Annotated in this window: 20 protein-coding genes; 9 read left to right on the top strand and 11 right to left on the bottom strand. The window is 72.5% G+C overall.

Annotation, left to right across the window (positions count from 1 at the left end; all coding sequences use genetic code 11):
• Positions 1 to 9: 9 nt before the first annotated feature.
• On the bottom strand, positions 10 to 642 hold the full coding sequence (locus tag ACG00X_RS10825; protein WP_394488164.1) for a Crp/Fnr family transcriptional regulator: 633 nt from the start codon (positions 640 to 642) through the stop codon (positions 10 to 12).
• A gap of 112 nt (positions 643 to 754) precedes the next feature.
• Entirely contained in the window at positions 755 to 1,426 is a 672-nt protein-coding gene (locus ACG00X_RS10830) for a helix-turn-helix transcriptional regulator (protein WP_394488165.1), read from the bottom strand.
• Positions 1,427 to 1,718: 292 nt separating this feature from the next.
• Between ACG00X_RS10830 and ACG00X_RS10835 the strand changes: the two genes are divergently transcribed.
• The 5 genes from ACG00X_RS10835 to ACG00X_RS10855 all read left to right on the top strand — a co-directional run bounded on the left by ACG00X_RS10835 (position 1,719) and on the right by ACG00X_RS10855 (position 8,915).
• Positions 1,719 to 2,519 carry a class II glutamine amidotransferase gene (locus tag ACG00X_RS10835; protein ID WP_394488166.1) on the top strand — a complete coding sequence of 267 codons (801 nt, stop codon included), beginning with the start codon at positions 1,719 to 1,721 and terminating at the stop codon, positions 2,517 to 2,519.
• Between the two features lie 156 nt (positions 2,520 to 2,675).
• Complete coding sequence (locus ACG00X_RS10840) at positions 2,676 to 3,806, top strand: AAA family ATPase (protein ID WP_394488167.1); 1,131 nt, start codon at positions 2,676 to 2,678, stop codon at positions 3,804 to 3,806.
• Positions 3,803 to 4,204 (top strand): bpX5 domain-containing protein, encoded by a 402-nt coding sequence (locus ACG00X_RS10845; RefSeq protein WP_394488168.1) that lies wholly within the window; start codon positions 3,803 to 3,805, stop codon positions 4,202 to 4,204. Before ACG00X_RS10840 ends, ACG00X_RS10845 begins: the two co-directional genes overlap by 4 nt.
• 1,257 nt (positions 4,205 to 5,461) lie before the next feature.
• On the top strand, positions 5,462 to 6,064 hold the full coding sequence (locus ACG00X_RS10850) for a hypothetical protein (RefSeq protein WP_394488169.1): 603 nt from the start codon (positions 5,462 to 5,464) through the stop codon (positions 6,062 to 6,064).
• Entirely contained in the window at positions 6,057 to 8,915 is a 2,859-nt protein-coding gene (locus ACG00X_RS10855; protein ID WP_394488170.1) for a bpX6 domain-containing protein, read from the top strand. Before ACG00X_RS10850 ends, ACG00X_RS10855 begins: the two co-directional genes overlap by 8 nt.
• 6 nt (positions 8,916 to 8,921) lie before the next feature.
• Here ACG00X_RS10855 and ACG00X_RS10860 read toward each other — a convergent pair whose 3' ends face one another.
• From ACG00X_RS10860 to ACG00X_RS10875, 4 genes are all read right to left on the bottom strand, one after another.
• Positions 8,922 to 10,109 carry an acyltransferase family protein gene (locus ACG00X_RS10860; protein WP_394488171.1) on the bottom strand — a complete coding sequence of 396 codons (1,188 nt, stop codon included), beginning with the start codon at positions 10,107 to 10,109 and terminating at the stop codon, positions 8,922 to 8,924.
• A 54-nt stretch (positions 10,110 to 10,163) separates the two neighbouring features.
• Positions 10,164 to 10,862 carry a LytR/AlgR family response regulator transcription factor gene (locus ACG00X_RS10865; protein WP_394488172.1) on the bottom strand — a complete coding sequence of 233 codons (699 nt, stop codon included), beginning with the start codon at positions 10,860 to 10,862 and terminating at the stop codon, positions 10,164 to 10,166.
• Entirely contained in the window at positions 10,850 to 11,917 is a 1,068-nt protein-coding gene (locus ACG00X_RS10870) for a sensor histidine kinase (RefSeq protein WP_394488173.1), read from the bottom strand. The genes ACG00X_RS10865 and ACG00X_RS10870 overlap by 13 nt, the downstream gene beginning before the upstream one ends.
• 81 nt (positions 11,918 to 11,998) lie before the next feature.
• Positions 11,999 to 12,289 carry a hypothetical protein gene (locus ACG00X_RS10875; protein ID WP_394488175.1) on the bottom strand — a complete coding sequence of 97 codons (291 nt, stop codon included), beginning with the start codon at positions 12,287 to 12,289 and terminating at the stop codon, positions 11,999 to 12,001.
• A gap of 182 nt (positions 12,290 to 12,471) precedes the next feature.
• On the opposite strand from ACG00X_RS10875, the gene ACG00X_RS10880 reads away from it, so the two are divergent.
• From ACG00X_RS10880 to ACG00X_RS10895, 4 genes are read left to right on the top strand one after another with little or no spacing between them, the layout of a single operon-like run.
• On the top strand, positions 12,472 to 13,629 hold the full coding sequence (locus ACG00X_RS10880; RefSeq protein WP_394488177.1) for an MlaE family ABC transporter permease: 1,158 nt from the start codon (positions 12,472 to 12,474) through the stop codon (positions 13,627 to 13,629).
• Between the two features lie 47 nt (positions 13,630 to 13,676).
• Positions 13,677 to 14,531, top strand: a complete 855-nt coding sequence (locus ACG00X_RS10885; RefSeq protein WP_394488178.1) for an ABC transporter ATP-binding protein — start codon at positions 13,677 to 13,679, stop codon at positions 14,529 to 14,531.
• Positions 14,528 to 15,589 (top strand): MlaD family protein, encoded by a 1,062-nt coding sequence (locus ACG00X_RS10890; protein ID WP_394488180.1) that lies wholly within the window; start codon positions 14,528 to 14,530, stop codon positions 15,587 to 15,589. Before ACG00X_RS10885 ends, ACG00X_RS10890 begins: the two co-directional genes overlap by 4 nt.
• Positions 15,586 to 16,206, top strand: coding sequence for a PqiC family protein (locus ACG00X_RS10895; protein ID WP_394488181.1), 621 nt, complete (start codon positions 15,586 to 15,588; stop codon positions 16,204 to 16,206). The genes ACG00X_RS10890 and ACG00X_RS10895 overlap by 4 nt, the downstream gene beginning before the upstream one ends.
• On the opposite strand, the gene ACG00X_RS10900 is transcribed toward ACG00X_RS10895, so the two are convergent.
• The 5 genes from ACG00X_RS10900 to ACG00X_RS10920 form a co-directional block, all read right to left on the bottom strand.
• The gene (locus ACG00X_RS10900; RefSeq protein ID WP_394488182.1) at positions 16,203 to 17,606 is read right to left on the bottom strand and encodes an efflux transporter outer membrane subunit; all 1,404 of its coding nucleotides are present in this window, start codon (positions 17,604 to 17,606) and stop codon (positions 16,203 to 16,205) included. The genes ACG00X_RS10895 and ACG00X_RS10900 overlap by 4 nt on opposite strands.
• 1 nt (position 17,607) lies before the next feature.
• Positions 17,608 to 20,901 carry an efflux RND transporter permease subunit gene (locus ACG00X_RS10905; RefSeq protein WP_394488184.1) on the bottom strand — a complete coding sequence of 1,098 codons (3,294 nt, stop codon included), beginning with the start codon at positions 20,899 to 20,901 and terminating at the stop codon, positions 17,608 to 17,610.
• 18 nt (positions 20,902 to 20,919) lie between these two features.
• Positions 20,920 to 22,077 carry an efflux RND transporter periplasmic adaptor subunit gene (locus ACG00X_RS10910; protein WP_394488185.1) on the bottom strand — a complete coding sequence of 386 codons (1,158 nt, stop codon included), beginning with the start codon at positions 22,075 to 22,077 and terminating at the stop codon, positions 20,920 to 20,922.
• 210 nt (positions 22,078 to 22,287) lie between these two features.
• Positions 22,288 to 23,835: a peptide MFS transporter gene (locus ACG00X_RS10915; RefSeq protein WP_394488186.1), complete on the bottom strand. Its 1,548-nt coding sequence runs from the start codon at positions 23,833 to 23,835 to the stop codon at positions 22,288 to 22,290.
• 213 nt (positions 23,836 to 24,048) lie between these two features.
• The gene (locus tag ACG00X_RS10920) at positions 24,049 to 24,840 is read right to left on the bottom strand and encodes an exodeoxyribonuclease III (RefSeq protein ID WP_394488187.1); all 792 of its coding nucleotides are present in this window, start codon (positions 24,838 to 24,840) and stop codon (positions 24,049 to 24,051) included.
• Between the last annotated feature and the right edge of the window lie 13 nt (positions 24,841 to 24,853).

Consider the following 24,853-nt stretch of genomic DNA (forward strand, 5'->3'; position numbering starts at 1 on the left):
TGCGGCGCGCTACCAGCGCGCCGGCAGCGTCTTGAGCCGCTGGTATTCCCCGGCCGCCACGCGCCGCAGATAGCCGCCCTGCTCCAGGTCCTTGACCAGCTTGGACACCATTTCCCGCGAACAGCCCAGCCGCTGCGCCATGCCCTGGTGGGTCAGCGCGAGCAACTGGCCTTCGCAGGTGGACTCGTCGACGAGGTTCTTCAACCGGCCGTAAACGTCGTTCAGCGCCAGCTGCTTGGTCGACAGCGTCGCGGCACGGGCACGCCGGATGACCTTGGTCAACAGCTCGAAGGCGAACTCGGGGTGCTCGCTGATGTGCGTCAGCAGGCTGGCCCGCGTGACCATGACGAGCCGGCTGCCCGCTTCGGTGATGACGCTGGCCGACCTCGGCCCGCCGTCCAGGCTCATCTCGCCGACATACTCGCCCGGGCCGTAGACACCGTAGGTGATCTCGCGACCACGTGCGTCGCTGCTGTAGGCGCGCAGTGAGCCGGCCAGCACGAGGTAGAGGTTGTCGCCAACCGAGCCTTCCTCGATCAGCACGACGCCCTTGCGATAGCTGCGGGCGATCCCGCGTGCGGCCAGCAGCCGCAGCGAGGTGGGCAGGGACAGAAGTTCGTTGTCGAGAGAGTCGTCAGCCATCCACACAGCGCGCCGGGCGTTAGGCCCGGCCGCGTGGCTGAATGTTAAGGCCCCTCGTCCTGTGCCAATTCGTGGTAGGGGCGTCGGGCCCGGCCATCGGTTCACCGGCACGTCAGTTCACCAGCTTGGCCACCGGCCGCAGCGACGACACCAGCGGCGGCAGCAGGGCCAGCTGGCGCATCAGTTCGCCGATGCTGTCGGCGCCGCTCTTCGCGCGGATGCTCTGGATCTGGCTGCGCACCGTGGAGATGGCCACACCCTGGCGCTGGGCGACTTCGGCGGGCTTGACGCCGTTGGACAGCGCCTTGAGCACCTCCGTCTCGGCCGGCGTGAGCTGATAGCGCAACGCGAACCATTGCGCGGCCAGATCGCCACACAGCTGGCGGCGCTCCAGAATCAGCAACACAGCCGCCTGGCTGACGTCGCGGTTCAGCGGCACGACAACCACGTTGGCGCGGCCACAGTCAGCCCGCTCGTCGCCCAGGCGCAACAGGCAGCGCCGGCCGCTGGCCTCCGCGCCCTCCAGCGCCTCGGCCAGCGGCACGGCATCGGTGAGCAGCCGGGCGCGCAGATGCGTGCCGACGAGCTCCAGCGGGTGGTTGTCGCCAAGTGACGCGCGAGCGGCGTTGTTGGTATGCAGCACGCGGCCCGCGCCGTTGAGCAGCACGACGCCGTGGTCGAGCTCCTCCAGCACCAACCCCATCCACTGTGTGGATAGGGATGCCGCCTGGCGCCGCTCTTCGCGGCGACCCGTCACCTGACCCGGTTGAACAAACTCATTCATCCACATGGCAGTGCTCCTCGGCCCACACCTGCGAGCCATTTCCCTAAAGCGTAGGAGAGCATGTTTGCGATTTGGCGTAAATGTTGCTGAATGTGTTTGTGAACGAATTACCCGCCCGCGTCATCCCGAAAAAACGTTTCGACAAACTAGGGATTGCGGCGGAGCTGACCTGACGGCGCGTGCACAAGCGCACGTGCGCATGAGCTCATGACGGAAGAATCGTTGGCATTCCTGTCATCCCTCGTCAGACTGGCGGCGTTGCTCCTCCCACCACCACTGCCGTTGTCCGCCGATGTGCGAACTCTTCGCCCTCAACAGCCGCCTCCCGGCCGCCGCCAACTTCTCGTTGCGGGGCTTTGCCGCCCGGGGGGGCCGCACGGCTGACCATGTCGACGGCTGGGGCGTCGCCTTCCACGACGGCGAGCGCTGCGAGGTGGTCGTCGAGGACCGCCCGGCCGCCGAGTCCGACCTGGCCTCGCACTACGGCCGCCACCCGGTGCAGGCCGGCAACATCATTGCCCATGTGCGCAAGGCCACGCAGGGCGTGCGCTCGGTGGAGAACTGCCACCCGTTTCGCCGCAGCTGGGGCGGGCGCACCTGGGTGTTCGCACACAACGGCGACCTCAAGGACTTCCAGCCCGGGTTGACGGGCGCCTTCACGCCGGCCGGCCAGACCGACAGCGAACGCGCGTTCTGCTGGCTGATGCAGCGCCTGCAGCTGCGCTTCGGGACCAACCTGCCCGACTGGCCGGAGCTGGCGGCCACGCTGACGCCCTGGCTGCACGAGATCGCCGAGCACGGCCGCTTCAACATGCTGCTGACCGACGGCCGCGCGCTGCTGGCGCACGCCTCCACGCGGCTGCACTGGCTGCGCCGCCAGCCGCCGTTCGGCCACGTGCGGCTGCGCGATGGTGACCTCAGCGTCGACCTCGCCACGCTGAACGGCCCGCTGGACTGCATGACGCTGGTGGCCACCGAGCCGCTCACGCACGACGAGGCCTGGCAGGCCTTCCTGCCCGGCGAGGTGCGCGTGTTCGAGCGCGGCGATTGCGTGTTTCTGCGCGAAGGCCTCGCGGCCCAGGCGGCGGCCTGACCGGTTCGCGCAACGCGCGGCTGACCCTAGCGAAACAACTGGTCGGACTTCGCGCCGCCGGCCGGCACAATGCGGGCCAGGGCCTCGGGAGGAGCGGTGCCAGCAGGCACCGGCCGGAGCCGCATCGCCAAGAACGGCCGCGCGCCGACACCCGCCATGACCGACCTGCAAGTCGCCGCGCGTCAGCTGCGCACGGCCATCCAATCCGCCACCACCGGCCTGGTCGGCCGCGAACCGCTGGCCGAGCTCATCGTGCTGGCCGCCGTCGCGCAGGAACACCTGCTGGTGGTGGGCCCGCCGGGCACGGGCAAGAGCGCCGTCGTGCGCCGGGTTGCGCATGCGCTGGGCGGGCGCTATTTCGAATACCTGCTCGGCCGCTTCACCGAGCCCTCCGAACTGTTCGGTCCCGTGGACCTGCGCAAGCTGCGCGATGGCACGGTGGAGACCGACGTCACCGGCATGCTGCCGGAGGCGGAAGTGGCTTTCCTGGACGAGGTCTTCCTCGGCTCCACGGCCATCCTGAACACGCTGCTGGGCGTGCTCAACGAACGGCGCTTCCGGCGTGGGCACACGCAGCTGCACTGCCCGCTGCGCGTCTGCGTGGGGGCCGCCAACGCGCTGCCCGACGACGAGGCGCTCGCCGCCTTCGCCGACCGCTTCCTGCTGCATGCCTTCGTCGAGCCGGTGCCCGATGAACAGCTCGAGGCGCTGCTGCAGGGCGGCTGGCGCTCGGACTTCGCGACCGTGGCAGACGGCAGCGCGCTGACCCACCTGGACCTGCTGGGCCGGCACCTGCGCGACGTGCAGATGGACGCCGTGCGCCCCGCGCTGGCCGATGCACTTCGCCAGTTGCGCGCAGCCGGCATCCGCCTGTCGGACCGCCGCATCGTCAAGGCGCAGCGCCTGGTGGCCGCCGCCACCGTGCTGGCCGGGCGCCTGCAGGCCGGGCCGGCAGACCTGTGGCCGCTGCTGTATGCGCTGCCCACGCAGGCCGCGCAGCAGCAGGCGCGCCAGGCGCTGAAGGACGTGTTCGCGCTGGCCGAGCATCCGCACCTGCACCACGCCGTCGAAGAAGCCACGCTGCAGCCGCGCTCGCGCCTGGCCCGGCTGACCGAGGCGGCGCAGGCCTGGCTGAGCGCGCCCGACGCCGACGGCCCCGGCGCCGAGGCGGTGCTGCGCGAGATCGACGCCAATTTCGCCCCCGAGCAGTTGCCGGCCGAGCTGGCCGCGCTGCGCAGCCGCCTGGCCGCCGGCCTCGCCGCCACGCACGACGCGCTGCCGACATGAGCTGGCGCTGGCAAGCCGCCGTCTCGGCGCCGGCACCGCGGGCGGCCGTGGCCGTCGGCGCCGTCACGACAAGCCTGCTCGCCCGCCTGGCCGGCCTGCCGTCGGCCCAGCGCGAAACGCTGCAGCTCGTCGCCGCGCCGGGCTGGCTGGTGGTGCTCGGCGCGGCGGACGACCTGCCCTGGGTCGAAGGCGTGCGCTACGCCGCGCCCAGCCCGCAGGCGCCCGCGCTGTGGCTGCCCACCCACGCCGAACCCGACCTGGCGCACGACCTGGTCGACCGCGGGCTGCGCCGCCAGCATGGCCGCCAGCCGCTGCTGCTATGGCCCGACCCGGCCGCCGCGCTGCCGCTGGACCGCCCGCAGATCGCCAGCGACTCGGCGCTGCAAGGCCTGCGATGACGCCCGTCGATCTGCCGCTGCCGCTGCAGCCCTGGCGCCCCTGGCTGGGCTGGTTCGAGCCGGCGCTGGCCGACGCGCTGGGCGAGCTGGTGCGCCGGCTGTCGGAGCTGGTCGGGCCTGCGCCGGCCACCGGCGGCCGCGGTGCGCTGGAGCCCGACGGCCTGGGCGACCTGCGCCTGCGCGGGCCCTACGAACGACTGCTGGCCAGCGAATGGCTGCTGGCCGAGGAGCTGCCCGACGAATTCCTGCGCCGCGCGGTGGCGACGGAACACCTGTTCCTGGCGCCGCAACTGCGGGCCATGCCGTCGGACCGCCTCGTGGTCGCCATCTTCGACGCCGGCCCCCTGCAACTCGGTGCGCCACGCCTGGGCCATCTGGCCGCCTGGGTGCTGCTGGCGCGCCGCGCGGCCGACCTCGGCGGGCGCCTGCGCTGGGGCGTGCTGCAGTCCCCCGGCGAGCTGCACGACGCCGAGAACCCCGCGCAGCTGCGCCAGCTGCTGAAGGCCCGCCGCCTGGCCCCGGTGGACGACGCCCACGAGGCCGACTGGCGGCGCAGCCTCGCCCCGGGGCCTGAGTCGCCCCTGGGCATGGCGGAGGTGGAGACCTGGTGGATCGGTGCGCCGCAACCGCAGGCCACGACGGCGCGCGGCGAGCGCCGCCTGACGCTGCGCCGCACGCTGACCGACGACGGGCTCGCCGTGCAGCTCGCCACGGCCACCACCTCGCGCAGCGCCCGACTGCCGCTGCCGCCCGGCGAGGTCAGCGCCCCGCTGCTGCGCGGCGACTTCGAGCAGCGCGCGCCCGCCCTGCACGCCCCGATGCGACCGGACGCACGGCTGCGCCTGGCGCTGAACCGCCCGCCGCTGTTCAGCCGCAAGGGCACGCACGTCGGCGTGCCGGCGCTGGAGGGCCACGCCATGCTGGTGTTCAAGTTGCGGGCGCCCGGCCAGGGGCGGCCGAAATGGCGCCGGCAGGAATGGTCGGCAGCGCGCCCGCTCGTCGCGGCCCAGCTCAACGAGGGCCAGGCCTTCGGCGTCGGGCTGGACGCCCAGCAGCTGCACTTCTGGCAGCTGCCGCGCTTTGCCCCGCGCGCCCGCCCGCCGGTCGACGAGTTCGAGCCGGCCGTGTCCGCCGGCCGCTGGCTGCCGCTGGCCCTGCTGACCAGCGCCCAGCACGCGCGCGCGGGCCTGCGTCATCGACCGGCGCGGCCGCCTGATCTGCTGGGGGCCCGACACCGGGCCCGAGGGACCGGCGCGCATGCTGGACGAAGCGGTCATCGGCATGACCCGGCTCGACGTGGATCGGCTGGTCTACGCCGTCTTCGCCGGCAACGGCCTGTGGCTGCGCGAGCTCACGGCCAACGGCGTGCAGACACCGATGCGCCGCCGCCTGTGCCGGCTGGACTCGCCGCAGGCGCGGGTACTGTTCGCGCAACGCCCGCGGCTGTCGCCCCCCCGGCTGGGCGCGCTGGCCGTGCTGCGGCGCCAGGCGGCGCAGGAGGCCTGGCTGCTGTTGTCGAGCGCGCACGCGCTGACCAGCTTGCACGACCCCGACGGCGTCGTCGAGCGCGAGGTGGTGCTGCCCCCTGGCGAGCGCGCGCTGGGCCTCCTCAGCCAGGGCGACCAACCACCCGCGCTGATCGTGCAGGGCAGCAGCGCCCGGCTGCTGTACCGCGACCTGCCGGACCGACGCGAGGTGCTGATCGAGCTGCCCGACAAGATCGCGCAATGCAGCGTCTGCCCGGACTCCGGCCGCGTGGCGCTGCTGACGCAGTCGCGCCAGCTCATCGTGCTGGACGGCGCCACCGGCACACGGCTGCTGACCGTGCACGACACCGCCGGGGAGGCTACGCATGACTGAGCACGACAGCCTGACGGCGCCCGCCGACGTCGCCCACCCGACGCTGTCGGGCCGGCGCCTCGTGGCCGCGCTGTGGTGGCCGGCGGCCTGGCTGCCCGAGGCCGCCCGGCGGCGCCAGGTGCTGGCCCATTGGGCGGCCGGCGCAACACTGCACCGCTTTGCCGACGGCGACCTGCAGAGCCTGCCCGTGCCACGGCCGCTGGACTGCGACCGGCTGCGCGCATGGCCGCTGCAGCGCACGGCCGGCGCACTGTGCAGCGCGGCCCTGCAACCCGCCGACCTGGCCGGCCGGCCGACGGCCGATGTCTGGCTGGCCGAGGGCGGCCGGCTGCGCGCGCTGCACCTGCGCGACGCCGACGTCGTGGACCCGGCGGACTGGCTGGACGCGGACATCCCGCTGATCACGCCGCTGGACCTGAGCCTGCCCGAACCGCCGCGCCAGCTGGTGGCCGAGGCGCGGCCGCTGCACGACATCCTCGGCCCCGGCGTGCCGCGCGCCCCATCGCCCGAGGCACAGCGGTTGATGCAGGCCCTGCAGGCCACACGACCGGCGGCCGGCACCACGCCCCCGGCACCGGCCACCACGCCGCGCGGATGGCGGCCGGGCCGCAGCAGCGGCGTGATGTTGGCCCTGCTCGCCGGTGCCGCGTTGCTGGCGCTGATCGCCGGGCTCGGCAGCGGCGGCGGTGGCTGGGGCACGGTGCTGCTCTTGGGCGCGGCCGGCTACCTGCTGACGCCAGCGGGCGGCAAGCGCGGGTCGGGCCAGGCGGCCAGCCCCGGCGCGGCCACCGCCGCCTCAACGGCAGCGGCCCCCGGGCTGCGGGCGCGCCGGCCGCTGGGCCGGCTCGTGCCGCCGCGGTGGCGCCAGTGGGCCGCGCGGCTGTCGCTGACCACCGGGCTGGCACGCCTGCTCGGCGCGCAGCACGCGGCCTATATGCGCCGCATGCTCGCGATGTTCGACGAAGGCCGGCTCGACGACGCGCTGCGCCACGCCGTGCCGCTCGGCGGGAACGGGCAATCGCTGGGCCAGTCCTTCGGCCGGCTGGGGCCGCGCAGCGACCTGCAGCTGGGCGACGGCGTCGGCGCGCGCGCGTCGGTCGACTTCGGGCCCGAGCTGGAACGCCATCTGCGCACGCTCTACCGCCGCGCCGCCCAGCAACTGGAGGCCGCCGGCCGCCTCGACGAGGCGGTGTTCGTGCTGGCCGAGCTGATGCAGCTGCGCCAGGAAGCGCTGGACCTGCTGGAGCGCCACGGCCGCGCCGCCGATGCCGCCGAACTCGCCTTCCGCTGGGACCTGCCGGCCGCGCAGATCGTGCGGCTGTACGCGGTGGCCGGTGACTGGCGGCGCGCCGTGCTCGTGGCGCGGCGCGACAACGCCTTCGCCGCCGCCGTCGACCTGCTGCAATCCCGCTGGCCCGATGCCGCCGCGCAGCTGCGCTCGGCCTGGGCCCAGGCGCTGACGGCCCGCGGCTGCTGGCTGGAGGCCGTGCAGGTGCTGTGGCCGCTGGCGGCCGAACGCGGGCAGGCGCTGGCCTGGCTGGACACGGCCAGTGCGGCCGGTGGCGCGGTGGCGGTGCGCGCCCTGGCCTGGCGCGCCCACGGTTGGCCCGACACGCTCCCGGCCCACGAAGCGCTCGCCGAGGCCCTGCAGACCGACGCCGGCCTGGCCGCCGAGCGCCAGGCGCTGATCGACGAACTGCTGCGCCTGCCCAAGCCCGTCAGTCCGGCCACGCGCCGGCTGGCCACCCTGATGGCCGGCCCGACGCTGGCCGATGCGTTGAGCGGCAGCGCCGGCGGGCGGGACCTCGCCCAGCTGCGCGCGCTGGTGGAGCTGGCGGGCGACGCCGCGCTGTCCGCCGACCTGCCCACGCTCAAGGCCGGCGCCTTGCCGGCACCACGCCCGCTGCAGCAGGCCAAGGAGGCCGTGCACTGCGAACTGCCGCCCGGCGGGCTGCAGGCCGTGCTCGACGCCGTGCCACTGCCCGACGGCGAGCTGCTGCTGGCGCTGGGCGAGAGCGGCGCCGTGCGGCTGGATGCGCGAGGCCGGCGGCTGGCCCACTTTGCCGCGCCGGCGCACCAGCTGGTGCCGGCCGACGGCGGCGGCAGCGCGCTGGCACTGGCGCGGCGCGACGACGCCTGGCGCGTGAGCCGGCTGGACATCACCAGCGGCCGCTGGACCGACCTGGGCATGCACCGGCTCGACGCCTTCGCCCACCGCTTCGACGGCACCGGCTGGACCGTGGCCACCGGCCGCCGCGTGGATGTGCTGGACGTGCAATCACCCCAGCTGCGCGACGTGCTGTGGCGCGTGGCCGACCTGCCCGGCCCCGTGCTGCAGATCGAGCGCGACGACAGCAAGGAGTACTGGTGGCTGGGCCCGCCGACGCCCGACGCGCACGCGCAGCAGTGGATCTACCTGCACGCCGGGCGGCGCCTGCTGTCGCGGCTGGAGGCGCCGCCGTCGACCCCGCCCGCGCTGACGCGCGGCATGGTGGCCGGGCACGGCCTCGTGGACCTGCTGCTGGCGCAGCCGGCCGACGCCCGGGCGCGGGTGCACCTGCGCCACGTCGCGTCGGAAGGCGGGCTGCAGGGCGAGGGCATCGTGCTGGAAGGTGCCGAGGTCAAGGCGGCGGCGCAGGACTGGCTGCTCATGGCGCGCTTCGACGGCGAGCACGACCTGCTGGAGCTGGCGCACTGGCAGACCGGCCGCTTGCATGCGCGCTGGCATTGGCCCGAGGCCGACGCGCCGGTGGCGCGCTTTCACGATGGCCGCTGGCTGCTGACCGATGCGCGCGGCCGTGTGGCCGTGCTGGACACCGCCACCGGCCACCAGCAGCGGGCGTCGGCCTGAGCCCCATCAGGCCGAATGCAGCCGCGTGGCGGCGCGCGGCGCCGGGCTCGCGGCGCGCCGCTGGATGCCCGTCAAAAGCGCCAGGCCGGGCACGCGGCGCAGCACGGCATAGGCCGCGGCGCAGACGGCCAGCGTGAGCACGATCAGCAGCAGCGCCTCCAGCCCCCACGGCAGCGCCAGCGGCTTCAGGGCCTGCGTCAGCACCACGATGACGCTCTGGTGCAGGATATAGAGGCAGAACACCGCCGCGCCGGCCTGGCGCAGCCACGGCGTCTCGCGCGGGAAGGCGCGCTGCGCCCAGCCGCAGGCGGCAACGATGGACCACCAGGCCTGCGACGCACGCAACGCGCGGGCCGCGGCCAGCAAGGCGTCGGGCGGCGTGTCCACGGCATAGCGGCTGTTGAAGGCCAGCATCACCGCCCAACCGGCCAGCGCCAGGCTCAATGCCCACCAGCGCAGCCGCAGAGCGGCCGGCCACAGGCCTTGCGCCAGCGGCGTGCGGCTGGCCCAGCCGACCGCGAACACGAGGCCGTACTGCAGGTGGTTGTAGAGGTCGTTCGTCAGGTCGTGCGTGCTGGGCCAGTGCGGCATGACGAAGACGCGCAGCAGTGCCAGTGGCACGGCGGGCAGCAGCAGCCAGGCCCAGGCGGGCAGCGCGAGCGCGCGCGGCCGCAGGCGCAGTGACGCCAGCACCGCACCGACGACGGCGTAAAGCCACAGATAGGGCAGGAACCACAGGTGATTCCACGTCGGCACGTCCAGGCAGTCGTTGCCACGGCAGTATTTGCCACCGTGCAGATAGGCCCACCAGAAGTCGAGGTAGCCACCGTCGCCCGGCAACTGCACCGGCGCCTTGGTCAGCACCTCGAAGTAGGCCTGTGGCGGGACGATGACGGCCATGCCGAACAGCAGGGGCAGCAGCAGGCGCGACGAGCGGTCCTTCAGCGTGCCGAGCACGCCGCGCTTGGCGAACAGGCCATGGCAGGCCGCGCCGGCGATCAGGAACAGCAGGCTCAGCCGCCACGGCGAGCTGAGCTGCATGAAGGGCTCCAGCGCGTCGCTGGCGGCGGGGCTCTTCACATGCCAGTCCCAGGTCACGTAGTACATGCCCACGTGGTACGGGATCAGCAGCGCGAAGGCGGCGACGCGCAGGCCGTCGAGGAAGGCCAGGCGGGGGGTGGCGGTGGTGTTCATGGCCGCCAGCTTCGCGGGCCGGCCGGCGCGGCGCGAGGGCGCTGGGGCGAATGGTCAGGCCGGCGGGGCGAATGCATCCAGCGCCGCGCGGTAGCCGCGCGACACGCGCAGCACCTCGCCGCCGCCCAGCGTCAGCAGCGCCTCGCCGCTGGCCAGGCGTTCGATGCGCTGCACGTGCGCCGGGTTGACGGCGTGGCTGCGGTGCACGCGCAGGAAACGTGCGGCCCAGCCGGGGCGGGCCAGCGCGTCGGCCAGCGTGGCGCGCTCCAGCAGGGTGCGCGGCGGCAGGTGCAGCTCGATGTAGTTGTCGGCCGCCGACAGCCACTGCACGTCGGCGAGCCGCACGCGCTCGCCGCCCACCCACCACTCGCCGACCGGCGCCGCCGGGCGCGCCAGCTGCTCGCGCACGCGCGCCAGCGCGGCGGCCAGGCGCTCGGGCAGGTAGGGCTTGAGCAGATAGTCCAGCGCCGCCAGCTCGAAGGCCTGCAGCGCGTGCTCGGCATGCGCGGTGGAGAACACGATGCTGCGCACGCCACGCTCGCGCAGCGCGGCGGCCAGCTGCACGCCGTTGCCGCCGGGCATCTCGATGTCCAGCAGCGCGACGTCGGGCGGCACGGGCTGGGCGCTCACCAGGGTCAGCGCGGTGGGTGCGTCAGGCGCCTCCAGCAGCTCGGCGACATCGGCCTCGGCCGACAGCAGCCGGCGCAGCCGGGCGCGCGCGGCGGGCTCGTCGTCGACGATCAGCACGCGCATGGCAGCTCCACGCGCAAGCGCATGCCCGCGCCCTCGGGGCCGAAGGCGACCGACGCCGCCGCGCCGTAACGCGCCGCCAGCCGCTCGCGCAGGTTGCGCAGGCCCAGGCCGCCCTCGGCGTCGGGCGGGGCGGCCGGCACGGGCGTGTCGCCATGGTTGCTGACGGTCAGCACGAGCCGCCCGCCCACTGCGTGCGCGCACACCTCCACCGTCACGCGGCCACGGTGGCGGGCAACGTCGTGCTTCACCGCGTTCTCGACCGGCGCCAGCAGCAGCAGCGCCGGCAGACGGCAGCCGAGCGCCGCGTCGCCCGCGTCGATCTGCACGACCAGCCGCTCCGGCCCGAAGCGCGCCTGCATCAGCGCGAGGAAGGGCTGCACCAGCGCCAGTTCCTCGCGCACCGTGTGCTCCACGCGCTGCTGCGCGGCCAGCGTCTGGCGCAGCAGGTCGGCCAGCTGGCACAGCAGGCGGTCGGCACGCGGCACGTCCTCGTACATGACCGAGGAGATCAGGTTCAGCGTGTTGAACAGGAAATGCGGCTGCACCTGGTCGGCCAGCCGCGCCAGGCGCTCCTCGGCCAGCTCGCGGCGTGCGCGCTCCAGCTCCTGCACACGCGCCCGCGCCGCCTGCGCCAGCCACACCCCGCGCGAGATGAAGCAGAAGCTGATGTAGCTGACCGCGTCCTTGCCGCCCTCGAAGACGAGCAGGCTGGTCACGGCGTCGGGGTGGTAGGCCACGCCCACGAGGCGGTAGACGAGCAGGCGCAGGCCGAACATGCCGGCGATGTGGAGCAGGCTGAAGGCCGGCAGCGCCAGCGCGTGCACGGCCAGCTGGCGCTGCCACGGCATGCCGCTCAGTCGCCCGACCAGCGCATGCAAGCCGAGCACCAGCAGACCGGTCACGCCGATCGAGCTGAATTCCCACAGGAACGGCTCCCATAAGCGCTTGCCGCCGCTCAGGCGGTAGCCCTCAAGGGCCGAGGCGCTGAGCAGCAGCGCGACGACGACCAGCAGGGCGAGATAAGGCAGGCGCCAGCGACGCGGCAGGACGGACATGGGTGGGCAGCGTAGCGGAGCTTGCAGTCGCTGCGCTCGCCACTCGCCCCGCCGGGGCTGCCGTTCGCCCCGGCGCGCTCGTCAGCGCCCGGTGCGCGGCTTGCGGTCGCTCGCGGCGCGCTCGCCACCGCTGACCAGCGCACCGCGGCGTTGGGCATCGAGGCCCGGCGTGGCGCGCAGGTCGGTGTCGACCTGGCCCTGCTTCAGGTCGGCGGCGGCGCGGCGCATCTGCGGGTCGGGCGTGGCGGCGGTGGCGGTCGTCTGCTGGTCGCGGTCGTGTGGCAGCGACGGCCCCTGCGGGCGCGACGCGTCACCCGCAGGCAGGCTCGAAGCGCCGCGGCGCGACGGGCGGGAGGTCTCGACAGGCTTCATGGCGTCTCCTCTTGACGGCGATGGCGGCCCAGTGGGCGCAGCAGCCGTGGGCGCGGCTGTCGTCCCGCGACGCCCGCGCCTGTCGGCGGGGGCCGCCCGGGCCGTCGCGGCGCGGCGTCCTACAGGCGGCGCCGTCCACGTCCGGGCGGCGGGGCCGCGGCGAGCAACGAGCATGGCCCGTCATGCCGCAAACCCTGCCCTTCACCTCAGCCGCCCCGCCCGCCACCGCAGCGGCGACGTCGCGCGCCCGCTGGGAAGGCGAAGGCCGGCAATGGCGGCTGGTGCTGGCCGGCGACTGGGCGGGCGAAGGCGACTCGCTGCCCGCGCCGCCCGCCGCGCTCACCGTCGCCCCCGGCACCCAGGTGGCGCTGGACACGTCGGGCCTCTCGCACTGGCGCCCGCCGTTCGCCGCGCTGCTGTGGCAGGCACTGGCGCCGCTGGCACGCGGCGGCGTGGCGCTGGAGTTGTCGGGCCTGCCGGCGGCGCTGCGGCCCTTGCTGGCACTGAGCCTGCCGCCGTCCACGGCAGCGCCGGCCTCGGCGCCGGCCAAAGCCGTGGCGGCGCCGGCTGCCGCGAGCCCGACCGCCGTGCCCGAGTGGCGCCGCACCATCGAGTTTGTCGGCGACCTGCTGGCGGCGCTGGGCCGGCTGCTGCGCGGCCGCACGGCCATGCGGCGCAGCGACTGGCTGTGGCAGATCGAGCAGACCGGCCCGCGCAGCCTGCCCATCGTGCTGCTGGTCAGCGCGCTGGTGGGGCTGATCGTGGCCTACATGGGCGCGCAGCAGCTGCAGCGCTTCGGCGCGCAGAGCTTCATCGCCAACCTGGTCACCATCGGCGTCGTGCGCGAGATCGCCGCGCTGGTGGTCGGCATCGTGCTGGCTGGCCGTGTGGGCGCCGCGTTCGCAGCGCAGATCGGCAGCATGCGTGCGGGCGAGGAGATCGATGCGCTGACCACGCTGGGCGTGGACCCGGTGGAGCACCTGGTGCTGCCGCGCATGCTGGCGCTGCTGGTGACCGGGCCGCTGCTGACGCTGTGCGCGGCCGTGGCCGGCCTCGGCGTGGGGCTGGCGGTGGCCGTGGGCCTGTACGACGTGCCGCCCATGGCCTACCTGGCGACGACGCGCGAGGCGCTGGCCGGCTGGGACCTGGCGGTCGGGCTCATCAAGGGCAGCGTGTACGCCGTGCTCGTGGCGCTGGCGGGTTGCCGGCAGGGGCTGAACGCGGGCCGCAGCGCCCAGGCCGTGGGCGAGGCCACGACGGCCGCCGTGGTGCAGGCCATCGTGTGGATGGTGGTGGCCGCCTCGCTGCTGACCGTCATCTTCCAGCGGCTGGGTCTATGAGCCCCCCGCCCCACGCAAACCTTGGTCGGCCCCCCGAGGGGTCGGCGATGCCCGCGGCGTCAAGCCGCGAGCACAGCGCCAGCGCGGGCCGGCTGGGGAGCGGCCCGGCGCCTGGCCCGCACGACGCGGAGGTGCTGATGCGCGTGCAGGGCCTGAGCCTGCACGCCGGTGGCCGCGAGCTGCAGCGCGACCTGAGCTTCGACGTGCGCGCCGGCGAGGTGCTGGCCATCTGCGGCGCCAGCGGCTGCGGCAAGAGCACGCTGCTGCGCCACATGATCGGGCTGCAGACGCCGCAGACCGGCCGCGTCACCTGGGTCGCCGGCGGCGAGCCGCGCGACGTGCACGGCGACGACCCGCCGCGCCGCGAGATCGGCGTGGCCTTCCAGGCCGGCGCGCTGTGGAGCAGCATGACCGTGGGCGAGAACGTGATGCTGCCGCTGGAGCTGTACGCCGACCTCGACGAGGCGCAGCGCGAACAGCAGGCCCGCTTCAAGCTCGCACTGGCCGGCTTGCCCGACCCGGCCACCTTCGACGCCGAACCGGCATCGCTGTCGGGCGGCATGAGAAAGCGCGCCGCCATCGCGCGCGCGCTGGTGCTGGACCCGCCGCTGCTGTGCCTGGACGAGCCCTCCGCCGGGCTGGATCCGCTGACCTCTGCGCGGCTGGACGACCTGCTGCTGCGGCTCAAGCACGAGGTCGGCACGGCCATCGTGCTGGTCACGCACGAGCTGGACAGCCTGTTCGCCGTGGCCGACCGGCTGCTGTTCCTGGACGTCGACGCCGGCACCGCCACGGCGCTCGGCCCGCCCGCCGAGCTGCGCGACCACGGCCCCGCGGCCGTGCGTGAGTTCCTGACCCGCGGCCGCCCGCCGGCCGCACATCCTTCGGAGGAGACGGCATGACGCGTCGCCGTGCCAACCCGTTCGCCATCGGCGCCTTTGTCGTCGCCGGCCTCGCCGTGCTCGCGGTGGCCCTCATCGCGCTGCCCGGGCAGCACTGGTTCAAGCAGCCCGAACGGGTGGTGATGTTCTTCTCGGGCTCGGTGTTCGGGCTGCAAAAAGGCGCACCGGTGGTGTTCCGCGGCGTGCGCATCGGCGACGTGACGGACATCAGCGTGCACTACGACAGCAAGAGCGACACCTTCGCCATCCCGGTGCTGGCGCAGCTGGACGCCGAAGCCGTGCGCGGCCTGGACGGGCGGCGCGGCAACGGCGACATCGGCCACGCCCTGCCGCAGCTCATCCAGCGCGGCCTGACCGCGCAGCTGGGCACGCAGAGCCTGCTGACCGGCCAGCTCTACGTGGACCTGGACTTCCGTACCAAACCGCCCGGCCGCACGCATGGCGGCTACACGGGTGACGCGACCGAGATCCCGACCAGCGCCACCGCTTTCCAGGCCCTGAAGGACCAGCTGGAGAGCGTGGACCTGAAGAAGATCGTCGACGACCTCAGCGGCATCGCCAACGCGGCGCGCACGCTGATCACGGCGCCGGAGCTCAAGCAGGGCATGAAGGACTTCGCCGCCACCGCGACGCATGCGCGCAGCCTGGCCGCGCAGCTGGACCGCCGCGCCGGCCCGCTGACGCGCGGCGCCGAATCGGCGCTGGCGAGCGTGGACCGCGCGGGCGACAAGGTGTCCGGCGCCGCCGACAAGCTCGACCAAGGTGCCGACCGGGCCAGCGCCCTGCTCGACCCGCAAGGCCCCGCCGTGCGCGACCTGCAGCGCTCGCTGAACGAGCTGGCCCAGGCCAGCGCCTCGCTGCGCGAGGCCGCCGATGGCGATGGCCCCCTGCTGCAGCAAACCGAGCGCACGATGCAAGAGCTGTCGCAGGCCGCCCGCGCGCTGCGCGGCCTGGCGCGCTCGCTGGATGCCCAGCCGCAGCAGCTGCTGCTGGGCCGCCAGCCCGACGTCGCCGCGCCGGCCCCCGTCTCTCCACCCGTTGCGGAGCCCGCCCGATGAACCACCCAACCAGGGAGCTGCGCCGCCGCGATGCGGTCTTTCTGCTCGCCGCGGCCGCGCTGGCCGGCTGCGCGTCGCGCAGCGCGCCGCCACGCCGCCTCTATGGCCTGACGGGCCTGCCCGAGCTGCCCCCGGGCCACGCGCCGGGCCGCGACCAACGCGCCTGGGTGCTGAGCCCGCAGGTGGCGCTGCCCGACCTGCTGGACCGCGATGAGATCCTCGTCGCCGAAGGCAGCGCGGGCCTGCGCCCGCTGCCCGAGGCTCGCTGGGCCGAGCCGCTGCGGGACGCACTGCCGCGCCTGCTGGCGCAAGACCTCTGGCGCCTGCGCCAGCCCTATGCGGTCACGCTGGGCAAGCCGCAGGCACCGCAGGGTGAGTCACTGCGGTTGGTGGTGCAGGTGGATGACTGGCTGGCCCGGCCGGACGGCGCCGGCCTGCGGCTGCAGCTGCGCGCCCGCTGGCACTGGCTGCCCTTGCAGGCCCCGGCCGGCACCGAGCTGCCGCTGCCCGGCGCGGCGGAACTCGCCGTGCCCTGCGGCGCGCAGGCCGATGCGGTGGCCGACGCCTACCGCCGCAGCGTGACGCTGCTGGCGGCGCGCATCGTCGCCGCCAGTTAGCTGGCGGCGGCCGTCAGCCGGGCCGCGAAGGCCTTGTGCACGGCCAGCAGCGAGGTGGCGCGGCTGGTCTGCACCTGGATCAGCGCATCCTGCGCGGCCAGGCGCTCCTGCTCGGCGCTGAGCAGCGCGTAGAAGTCGGTCACGCCGGCCTCGTAGCGCTTCAGGGCCAGGTCGCGGGCACGCTGGGTGGCCTCGGCCGCGGTGGCCTGGGCGGCCGCCTGCTGCTCGATCTCGCGCAGCGTGGACAGGCTGCCCTGCGCGTCCTGCAGCGCGGTCAGCTGCGCCTGCTCGGCGGCCGCGACGGCGGCGTCGAAGCCGGCACGCGCCGCACGTTCCTCGGCCGCCCGCGCGCCGAAGTCCAGGAAGTTCCAGTTCAGCGCGGCGGCGATGCTGTGGATCTGCGTGCCGCTCTTGAACAGGTCGCCGGCCGCACCGGCGCTCCAGCCGATCTGGCCGGTCAGGCCCAGGCTGGGCCAGCGCGCGGCCCAGGCCACATGGGCGCGGGACGCGGCGGCCTGTGCGCGCAGCGCCGCGGCCTTCACATCGGGGCGGGCGGCCAGCAGGCCGGCCGGGTTGGGCAGCGCGCCGAGGCTGACGAGACGCGGCTCCGGCATCGGCGGCAGGGGGTCGCTGTCGGCACGGTCGCAGTCGGCCGGCGGCTGGCCGCGCAGCACGTCGAGCTGCAGGCGCACCAGGCAGGCGGCATTGCGCAGCGCCGGCACGCTGGCCGTGGTCTGCGCGACGAGCGCCTCGGCGCGGGCCTGGTCGACGGCCGTGCCGCGACCGGCGCCGACACGGGCCTTCACCAGGTCCAGCAGCTGGTTCTGCACGACCAGCGTCTCCTTGGCCAGCTTCAGGCGGTGGCCCAGGCCGATGAGCTGGGCCTGCAGGTTCAGCGCCGTGCCGGCCAGGCTGAGCTGGGCGGCGTCGCGGTCCAGTTCGGCGCTCTGGGCGTCATAGCCGGCCGCCCGCGCGTTGGCCGACGCGCGGCCCCACAGGTCGACCTCCCACTGCGCCGTGGCGGTGGCGCTGTAGGCGTTGAAGTTGACGTATTGGCCCGCGTCGTTGGCCGCGCGCTGGCGGCTGGCGCTGGCGCCGGCGCCCACGGTGGGCAGGCGTTGCGCGCCGGCGGCATCAGCCAGCGCCTGGGCCTGCTTGAGCCGCGCGGCGGCGGCGCGCAGGTCGCGGTTGTTGGCCAGCACCTCGTCGACGACGCGTTGCAGCTGCGTGCTGTCGACGAAGGCCGCCGTCATCTGCGCCGCGCCGGTGGCGGCGCCGTCAGCGGCGGGCAATTGCGCGAACGTCTCGGGCGCGAGGTTCTGCGGCCCCTGCGAGAGACCCGGTGCGGCACAGCCGGCCAGCACGGCAGCGGCGGCCAGGAGGGACAGTCGGGCTTTCATTTCAGTGGCCCTCCTTCGGGGTCGGCGGGGCGTCTTCATCGACGCCGGGGTGGAAGGCATGGGCCGAGGCGTCGATCTGTGCCTTCAGCGCGGCCGCGCGGGCACGGCGCTTCTCGGTGCCCTTGCGCAGCAGGCTGTAGAACACCGGCGTCAGGAAGATGCCGAAGAAGGTCACGCCCAGCATGCCGGCGAACACGGCGATGCCCATGGCGCGGCGCATCTCGCTGCCGGCGCCGGAGCCCAGGATCAGCGGCACGACGCCGGCGCAGAACGCGATGGACGTCATGAGGATGGGGCGCAGCCGCAGGCGGCAGGCCTCGATGACGGCATCGGCCACCGAGCGGCCGTGCTCCTCCAGCTCCTTGGCGAACTCCACGATCAGGATGGCGTTCTTGCACGCCAGCCCCACCAGCACGACCAGCGCCACCTGCGTGAAGATGTTCAGGTCACCGGACTGCATGAACGGCGGGAAGTGCGAGATCCACACGCCGAACAGCGCCGACAGGATGCACATCGGCACGATCAGGATGATGGCCAGCGGCAGGCTCCAGCTTTCGTACTGCGCGGCCAGCACCAGCACCACCAGCAGCACCGAGAACGCCAGCACCGCGGCCAGCGTCGGCACCTGGATGTTGAGTCCTGGCACCGTGACGCTGCGGGTCAGGCGGTCCTGGTAGCTGAGGTCGGTGAACTCGTAGCCGAAGCCACGCGGCAGCGTCTTCAGGATGTTCTCGATCTCGGCCTCGGCCTGGCCCGACGAGAAGCCGGGCTTGGGCGCACCGTTGATGTCGGCACTGGGGAAGCCGTTGTAGCGCGTCACGCGCGTCGGGCCGAAGGTGGGCTCCACGCTCATCAGCGAGCCCAGCGGCACCATCTCGCCGGCGTCGTTGCGGGTCTTGAGCTGCACCACGTCGTCGGCCTTGGCGCGGAAGGGCGCGTCGGCCTGCACGATGACCTGGTAGGTCTTGCCGAACTTGGTGAAGTCGTTGACGTACAGCGAGCCGAGGTTGATCTGCAGCGTGTCGTAGATGGAGGCCAGCGGCACGCCCATCTGCTTGGCCTTCACGCGGTCGACGTTGGCGAACAGCTGCGGCACGTTGATGTCGTAGTTGGAGTACGGCGTGCCGATGCTGGTGCCCGGGTTGCCGTAGATCTGGCCCAGCGCGCCCCAGGCGGCGCCGTACAGCGCCTGTTCGCCCTGGCTGCTGCGGTCCTGCACCTGGATCTTGAAGCCACCGGCGATGCCGAGACCATCGACGGGCGGCGGCGGCACGACGAACATGCGCGCGCCCTGGATCTGCTGGATGGCACCGTTGACCTGGCCGAGGATGGCTTCCTTGCTCTTGTCACGCGAGGTGCGCTTGTCGAAGTCTTCCAGGCCGAAGAACACGATGCCTTCGTTGGGCGATGCCGAGAAGCCGGCGACCGACAGGCCGGGGAAGGCCACCGAGTCCTGGATGCCGGGCACCTTCAGCGCGATGGCGCTCATCTGGCGGATGACTTCCTCCGTGCGGTCCAGGCTGGAGCCGGCCGGCAGCTGGGCCACGCCGATCAGGTACTGCTTGTCCGGCGCGGGCACGAAGCCGCTGGGAATGCGCGTGAAGATCAGCGCCGTGGCGCCCAGCAGCAGCGCGTAGACGATCAGCGCCAGCGACTTGCGCTTGAGGATGCCCGTCACGCCGCGGCCGTAGTCTTCCGAGCGGCGGTGGAAGAAGCGGTTGAACCAGTGGAAGAACGGGCCGAACACCTTGTCCATGCCGCGCATCAGCGCGTCCTTGGGCGCGTCGTGCGGGCGCAGCAGGATGGCGGCGAGCGCGGGCGAGAGCGTCAGCGAGTTGAACGCCGAGATCACCGTCGAGATGGCGATGGTGACGGCGAACTGCTTGTAGAACTGGCCCGACAGGCCCGGCACGAGCGTCAGCGGGATGAACACGGCGCACAGCACCAGCGCGATGGCGATGATGGGCCCGGAGACCTCCTGCATGGCCTTGACGGTGGCGTTATGCGGCGTGAGCCCGTCCTGGATGTTGCGCTCGACGTTCTCGACCACCACGATGGCGTCGTCCACGACGATGCCGATGGCCAGCACGAGGCCGAACAGCGTCAGCGTGTTGATGGAGAAGCCCAGCGCCAGCAGCACGGCGAAGGTGCCGACGATGGACACCGGCACGGCCACCAGCGGGATGATGGAGGCACGCCAGGTCTGCAGGAAGACGATGACGACCAGCACCACCAGCGCGATGGCCTCGAACAGCGTGTGCACGACCTTCTCGATGGAGCTCTGCACGAAGCGCGTCGGGTCATAGACGATGGCGTAGTCCACGCCCGCCGGGAAGCTGGGCTTCAGGCGCTCCATCGTCTTGCGCACGTTGTCCGAGATGGCCAGCGCGTTGGAACCGGGCGCCTGGAAGATGGCGATGGCCGCGGCTTCCTTGTTGTTCAGCAGGCTGCGCAGCGCGTAGGTGTTGGCGCTGATCTCGACGCGACCGATGTCCTTCACGCGGACGAAGGCGCCGGTCTTGGTGTCGGTGCGGACGATGATGTTGCCGAACTCTTCCTCGCTGGCCAGGCGGCCCTGGGCGTTGATGGCGAGCTGGAAGTCCGTGCCCTTGGGGGCCGGCGACGCGCCGACCACGCCGGCCGCGACCTGCGTGTTCTGCTCGCGGATGGCACCGACCACCTCGGACGCCGTCATGCCGCGCGCGGCGAGCTTTTGCGGGTCCAGCCAGATGCGCATCGCGTAGTCGCCCGCGCCGAAGCTCAGCACCGAGCCCATGCCGGGCACGCGCAGCAGGTCGTCGCGCACGTTCAGCGTGCCGTAGTTGCGAAGGTAGAGCGCGTCGCGCGAGTTGTCCGGGCTGACGAGGTGGACCACCATCGTCAGGTTGGACGACGCCTTCTCGGTCGTCACACCGATGGTGCGCACGATCTCGGGCAGGCGCGGCAGCGCGCGGTTGATGCGGTTCTGCACGGCCGTCTCGGCCGCCTCGGGGTGGGTGCCGATCTTGAACGTGACCGTCAGCGTCATGGCACCGTCGCCGGTGGCCTGGCTCTCGAAATAGAGCACGTTCTCGAGGCCGTTGATCTGCTCCTCGAGCGGTGTGGCCACCGTCTCGGAGATCACGCGCGGGTTGGCGCCGGGGTATTGGGCGCGCACGACGACCTGCGGCGGCGCGACCTCGGGGTACTCGGAGATCGGCAGCAGCGGGATGGCCAGCGCGCCGATCAGGAAGATGAACAGGGACAACACGGTCGCGAAACGCGGCCGGTCGATGAAGAAGCGTGAGATGTCCATGGCGGGGGCAGCCTTTGCTTACTTCGAGGCGGCGGGCGCCGGAGCGGCGGGCAGGGGCATGCCCTTGTCGTCCACCTTCAGCACCTGCGGCGTGACCGGCGCACCGGGGAAGGCGCGCAGCAGGCCGTCGACGATGACCAGCTCGCCCGGCTTCACGCCGTCGACGACGCGCATGCCGTCGATCAGCGCGCCCGGCGTGACGGGGCGCGGCTGCACGATGTTGTTGGCGCCGACGATGAGGATGACCTTGTGCGTCTGGTCGGTCGTGATCGCGCGGTCGGGCACGACGACGCCGGTGTAGCTGTCGCTGCCACCCAGCTTCACGCGGGCATACAGGCCGGGCGTGAACTGACCCGACTTGTTGTCGAACACGGCGCGCGCGCGGATGGACGCGGTGGCCGGGTTCAGCCGGTTGTCGACGAAGTCCAGCTTGCCCGCGTGCGGGTAGCCCTGCTCGTTGGACAGACCCATCTGCACGACGGCCGTCGAGGGCTTGGCCGCGCGCATGTACTTCAGGTAGGTGGCTTCGCTGGCATCGAAGTAGGCGTAGACCCGGTCGCTGGAGACCAGCGTGGTCAGCACCGCGTCACCCACGCCCACCAGGTTGCCCGGCGTGACGTTGGCGCGCGACGTGCGGCCGCTGACGGGCGCGGTCACGTTGGCGTACTCGACGTTCAGGCGCGCCTGCACCAGCGCGGCCTCGGCGGCCTTCTGGTTGGCCTCGGCGCTGCGCAGCGTGGCGCGCAGCTGGTCGACTTCCTGCTGGCTCACCGCGTTGACGCTGACCAGCTTCTCGGAGCGGCCGAGGTCGGCACGGGCCAGCTCGGCCTGCGTCTTCAGCGCCGCCACCTGGGCTTCGGCGCGCGCCACCTCGGCGCGGAAGGCGCGCGAATCGATCGTGAACAGCAGCTGACCCTTGCGGACGAATTCGCCCTCCGTGAACCGCACGGCCTCGATGGTGCCGGCGACGCGCGAGCGCACGTCGACGGTATCGGGCGCCTCCAGGCGCGCCGTGAATTCGTCGAATTCCTGGATCACGCGCTGGGTGGCCGGCGCCACCGACACGGGCGGCGGGCCGCCGGCGTGACCGCCGGGACCACCCTGCTGCTGGCCGCAGGCAGCCAGCAAAGCAACGACGAGGGATGACAGGGGCAGCGCCAGGCGGTTTGTTCTCATGAGGGGCTCCGAAGCAAGCGCGCGACTGTAAGCAAATCACAGTCCGCGCTGTAACCCTAAACCGTAAAACCCGTAGACACTGCTGACACCTCTTGTCATCAGTGCAGAACTGTGGGCAAGCATGTAAAAGCCGCGCGAAAAAAAGCCGCCCGGAGGCGGCTGGCTGGCGCGGCGGCCGCGCCCCAACACGGGGCGCAGCGATTCGCAGGCTCAATGGACGCCGTGCATCCACTTCTTCATCAGCCGCGTCATCAGCATCAGCACGAGGCCGGCGCCGATGGGGATGACCGTGAAGATCAGGAAGAAGGTCGACATCGAGTAGTGCGTGGACACCTCGTCGATGACCGCCCCGGTGGAGCCGGCGATCTTGTTGGCGATGGCGGTGTTCAGGAACCAGACGCCGAACATCAGCCCCAGCAGGCGCGTGGGCGCCAGCTTGGAGATGTACGACAGGCCGACCGGCGAGATGCACAGCTCGCCCATGGTGTGGAACAGATAGGCCAGCGACAGGTAGATCATGCTGATCTGCGCCGTCTTGGCGCCCTGCGGAATGCCCGACGCACCGTATGACAGCACCGCGAAGCCCAGGCCCAGCAGCACCAGGCCGACGCCGAACTTGACCGGGCCGGAGGGGTTCCAGTGCTTCTCCCAGACCCTGGAGAACATCGGCGCGAGCACAACGATGAAGAGGCTGTTCAGCACGTTGAACCAGGTGGCCGGCACCTCGGTCTGGTCCATGGCGAACTCGCGGCCCAGCATCCACAGGCTCAGGCCCCAGATGACGGCGAAGGCCAGCGCCAGCGACGCATTGGCCAGCGCGTACTGGCCGCCCGTGGAACGGTAGAGCTTGAACAGCAGCCAGGACAGGATGCCCGCCGGGATCAGCGTCATCGCGGTGTTGACGATCTTGAAGGCGAAGCCGGCGGTGCCGACCAGCGTGCGGTCGGTGTAGTCGGCCGCGAAGATGGTCATCGAGCCCCCGGCCTGCTCGAAGGCGAACCAGAAGAAGATCGTGAAGAACGAGAACACGACGATGGCCTTCAGCCGGTCGGCGACGACATGCTCGGGCGTGTCGTCCAGTTTCTCCTCGACAACCTTCTTGGCGGCGTCGATCTTGTCGCCGATGGTGCCAAACAGGCCCTGGCTGAGCCAGAACTGGATGGCGCCCAGGATCATGAACACGCCCGCCAGGCCGAAACCGAGGTTCCAGGAAATCTTCTCGCCGATGTAGCCGCACAGCGAGATGCCGAAGAAGGCGCCTGCGTTCACGCCCATGTAGAACAGCGTGTAGCCACCGTCACGCTGGCCCTCGTTGCCCGGGCCGTACAACTGGCCGACGATGGCCGAGATGTTGGGCTTGAACAGGCCCGTGCCCAGCACGACGAGGCCCAGGCCGGCGTAGAACATCGGCACCGTCTCCATGAACAGGGCGATGTGACCGGCCGCGATGATGAAGCCGCCCAGCAGCACCGAGCGGCGCGTGCCCAGCAGGCGGTCGGCGACAAAGCCGCCGAGGATGGGCGTCAGGTAGACCAGGCCGGTGTACCAGCCGTAGAGGTTGGTCGCGTCGGCCCGGCTCCAGCCCCAGCCGCCCTTGCTGGCTTCGGTCACCAGGAACAGCACGAGCAGCGCCCGCATGCCGTAGTAGGAGAACCGCTCCCACATCTCGGTGAAGAACAGGACGAACAGCTGGTTGGGCTGGCCGAGGATGGTGGCTGGCGCCGTGGTCGGTGCGGCCGAGGGAGAGGGAATCGTCACGTCATGCGTTCCAGGTGGACCCGATAGGGCGGGCTTGAGGCGGACGCACGCGGGAGGTAGCCCGCGCGCGAGGGCGGAATTGTCCTGCGCCGGTACGCAGTTTCCGGGCCAGCGCCCCCCGGGATTGCCCTGTGGTCAAGCGGTCAATCGCCCCATAGCAGTGCGCACCCGCCCCGCGGCGGCCCTCAGGCACCAGCTTGCGGCGCCGCCCGGTCAGAGCGTGAAGTCGTAGTCGATGGTCAGCGGCGCGTGGTCGCTGAACAACTGCCCGGTGTAGATGGCCTCGCTGCGGGCCAGCGCGGCCACACCTGGCGTGGCCAGGTGATAGTCCAGCCGCCACCCGACGTTGTTGGCGCGCGCGGCGCCGCGGTTGCTCCACCAGGTGTATTGCTCGGGCTTGTCGTTCAGCGTGCGGAACACGTCGACCAGCCCGCCGCCCGTCGTCGCATCGAACAGCCGCGTCAGCCACGCCCGTTCCTCGGGCAGGAAGCCGCTGTTCTTCTGGTTGCCACGCCAGTTCTTCAGGTCGATTTCCTTGTGCGCGATGTTCACATCGGCGACGAGGATGAACTCGCGCTCGGCCTTCAGCGCCTGCAGGTGCGGGAACACGGCGTCGAGAAAACGGTACTTCACGGCCTGGCGCTCCTCGCCGCTGGTGCCGCTCGGAAAGTAGACGCTGATGAGACTGAGCTTGCGGCCCGGCTTGTCGAAGCGCTTCTCGATCCAGCGCCCCTCGCTGTCGAATTCGGCGATGCCCAGGCCCGTGATGACGTCGCTGGGCGCTTCCTTCGTATAGAGGCCGACGCCCGAGTAGCCCTTCTTCTCGGCGTAATGGAAGTGGCCGTCGAGGCGGTCGCAGCGGCGGAACTTGTCTTCCACCACGTCCGCCTGCGCCTTGAGCTCCTGCACGCCCACGGCGTCGGCCTGCTGGCGCTCCAGCCACTCGAAGAAACCTTTGCTCGAGGCCGAGCGGATGCCGTTCAGATTCGCAGTGATGAAGCGCATGGGCGGAGGGCGG

It is taken from the genome of Pelomonas nitida (genome assembly GCF_043555975.1).
Classification (GTDB): domain Bacteria; phylum Pseudomonadota; class Gammaproteobacteria; order Burkholderiales; family Burkholderiaceae_C; genus Pelomonas; species Pelomonas nitida.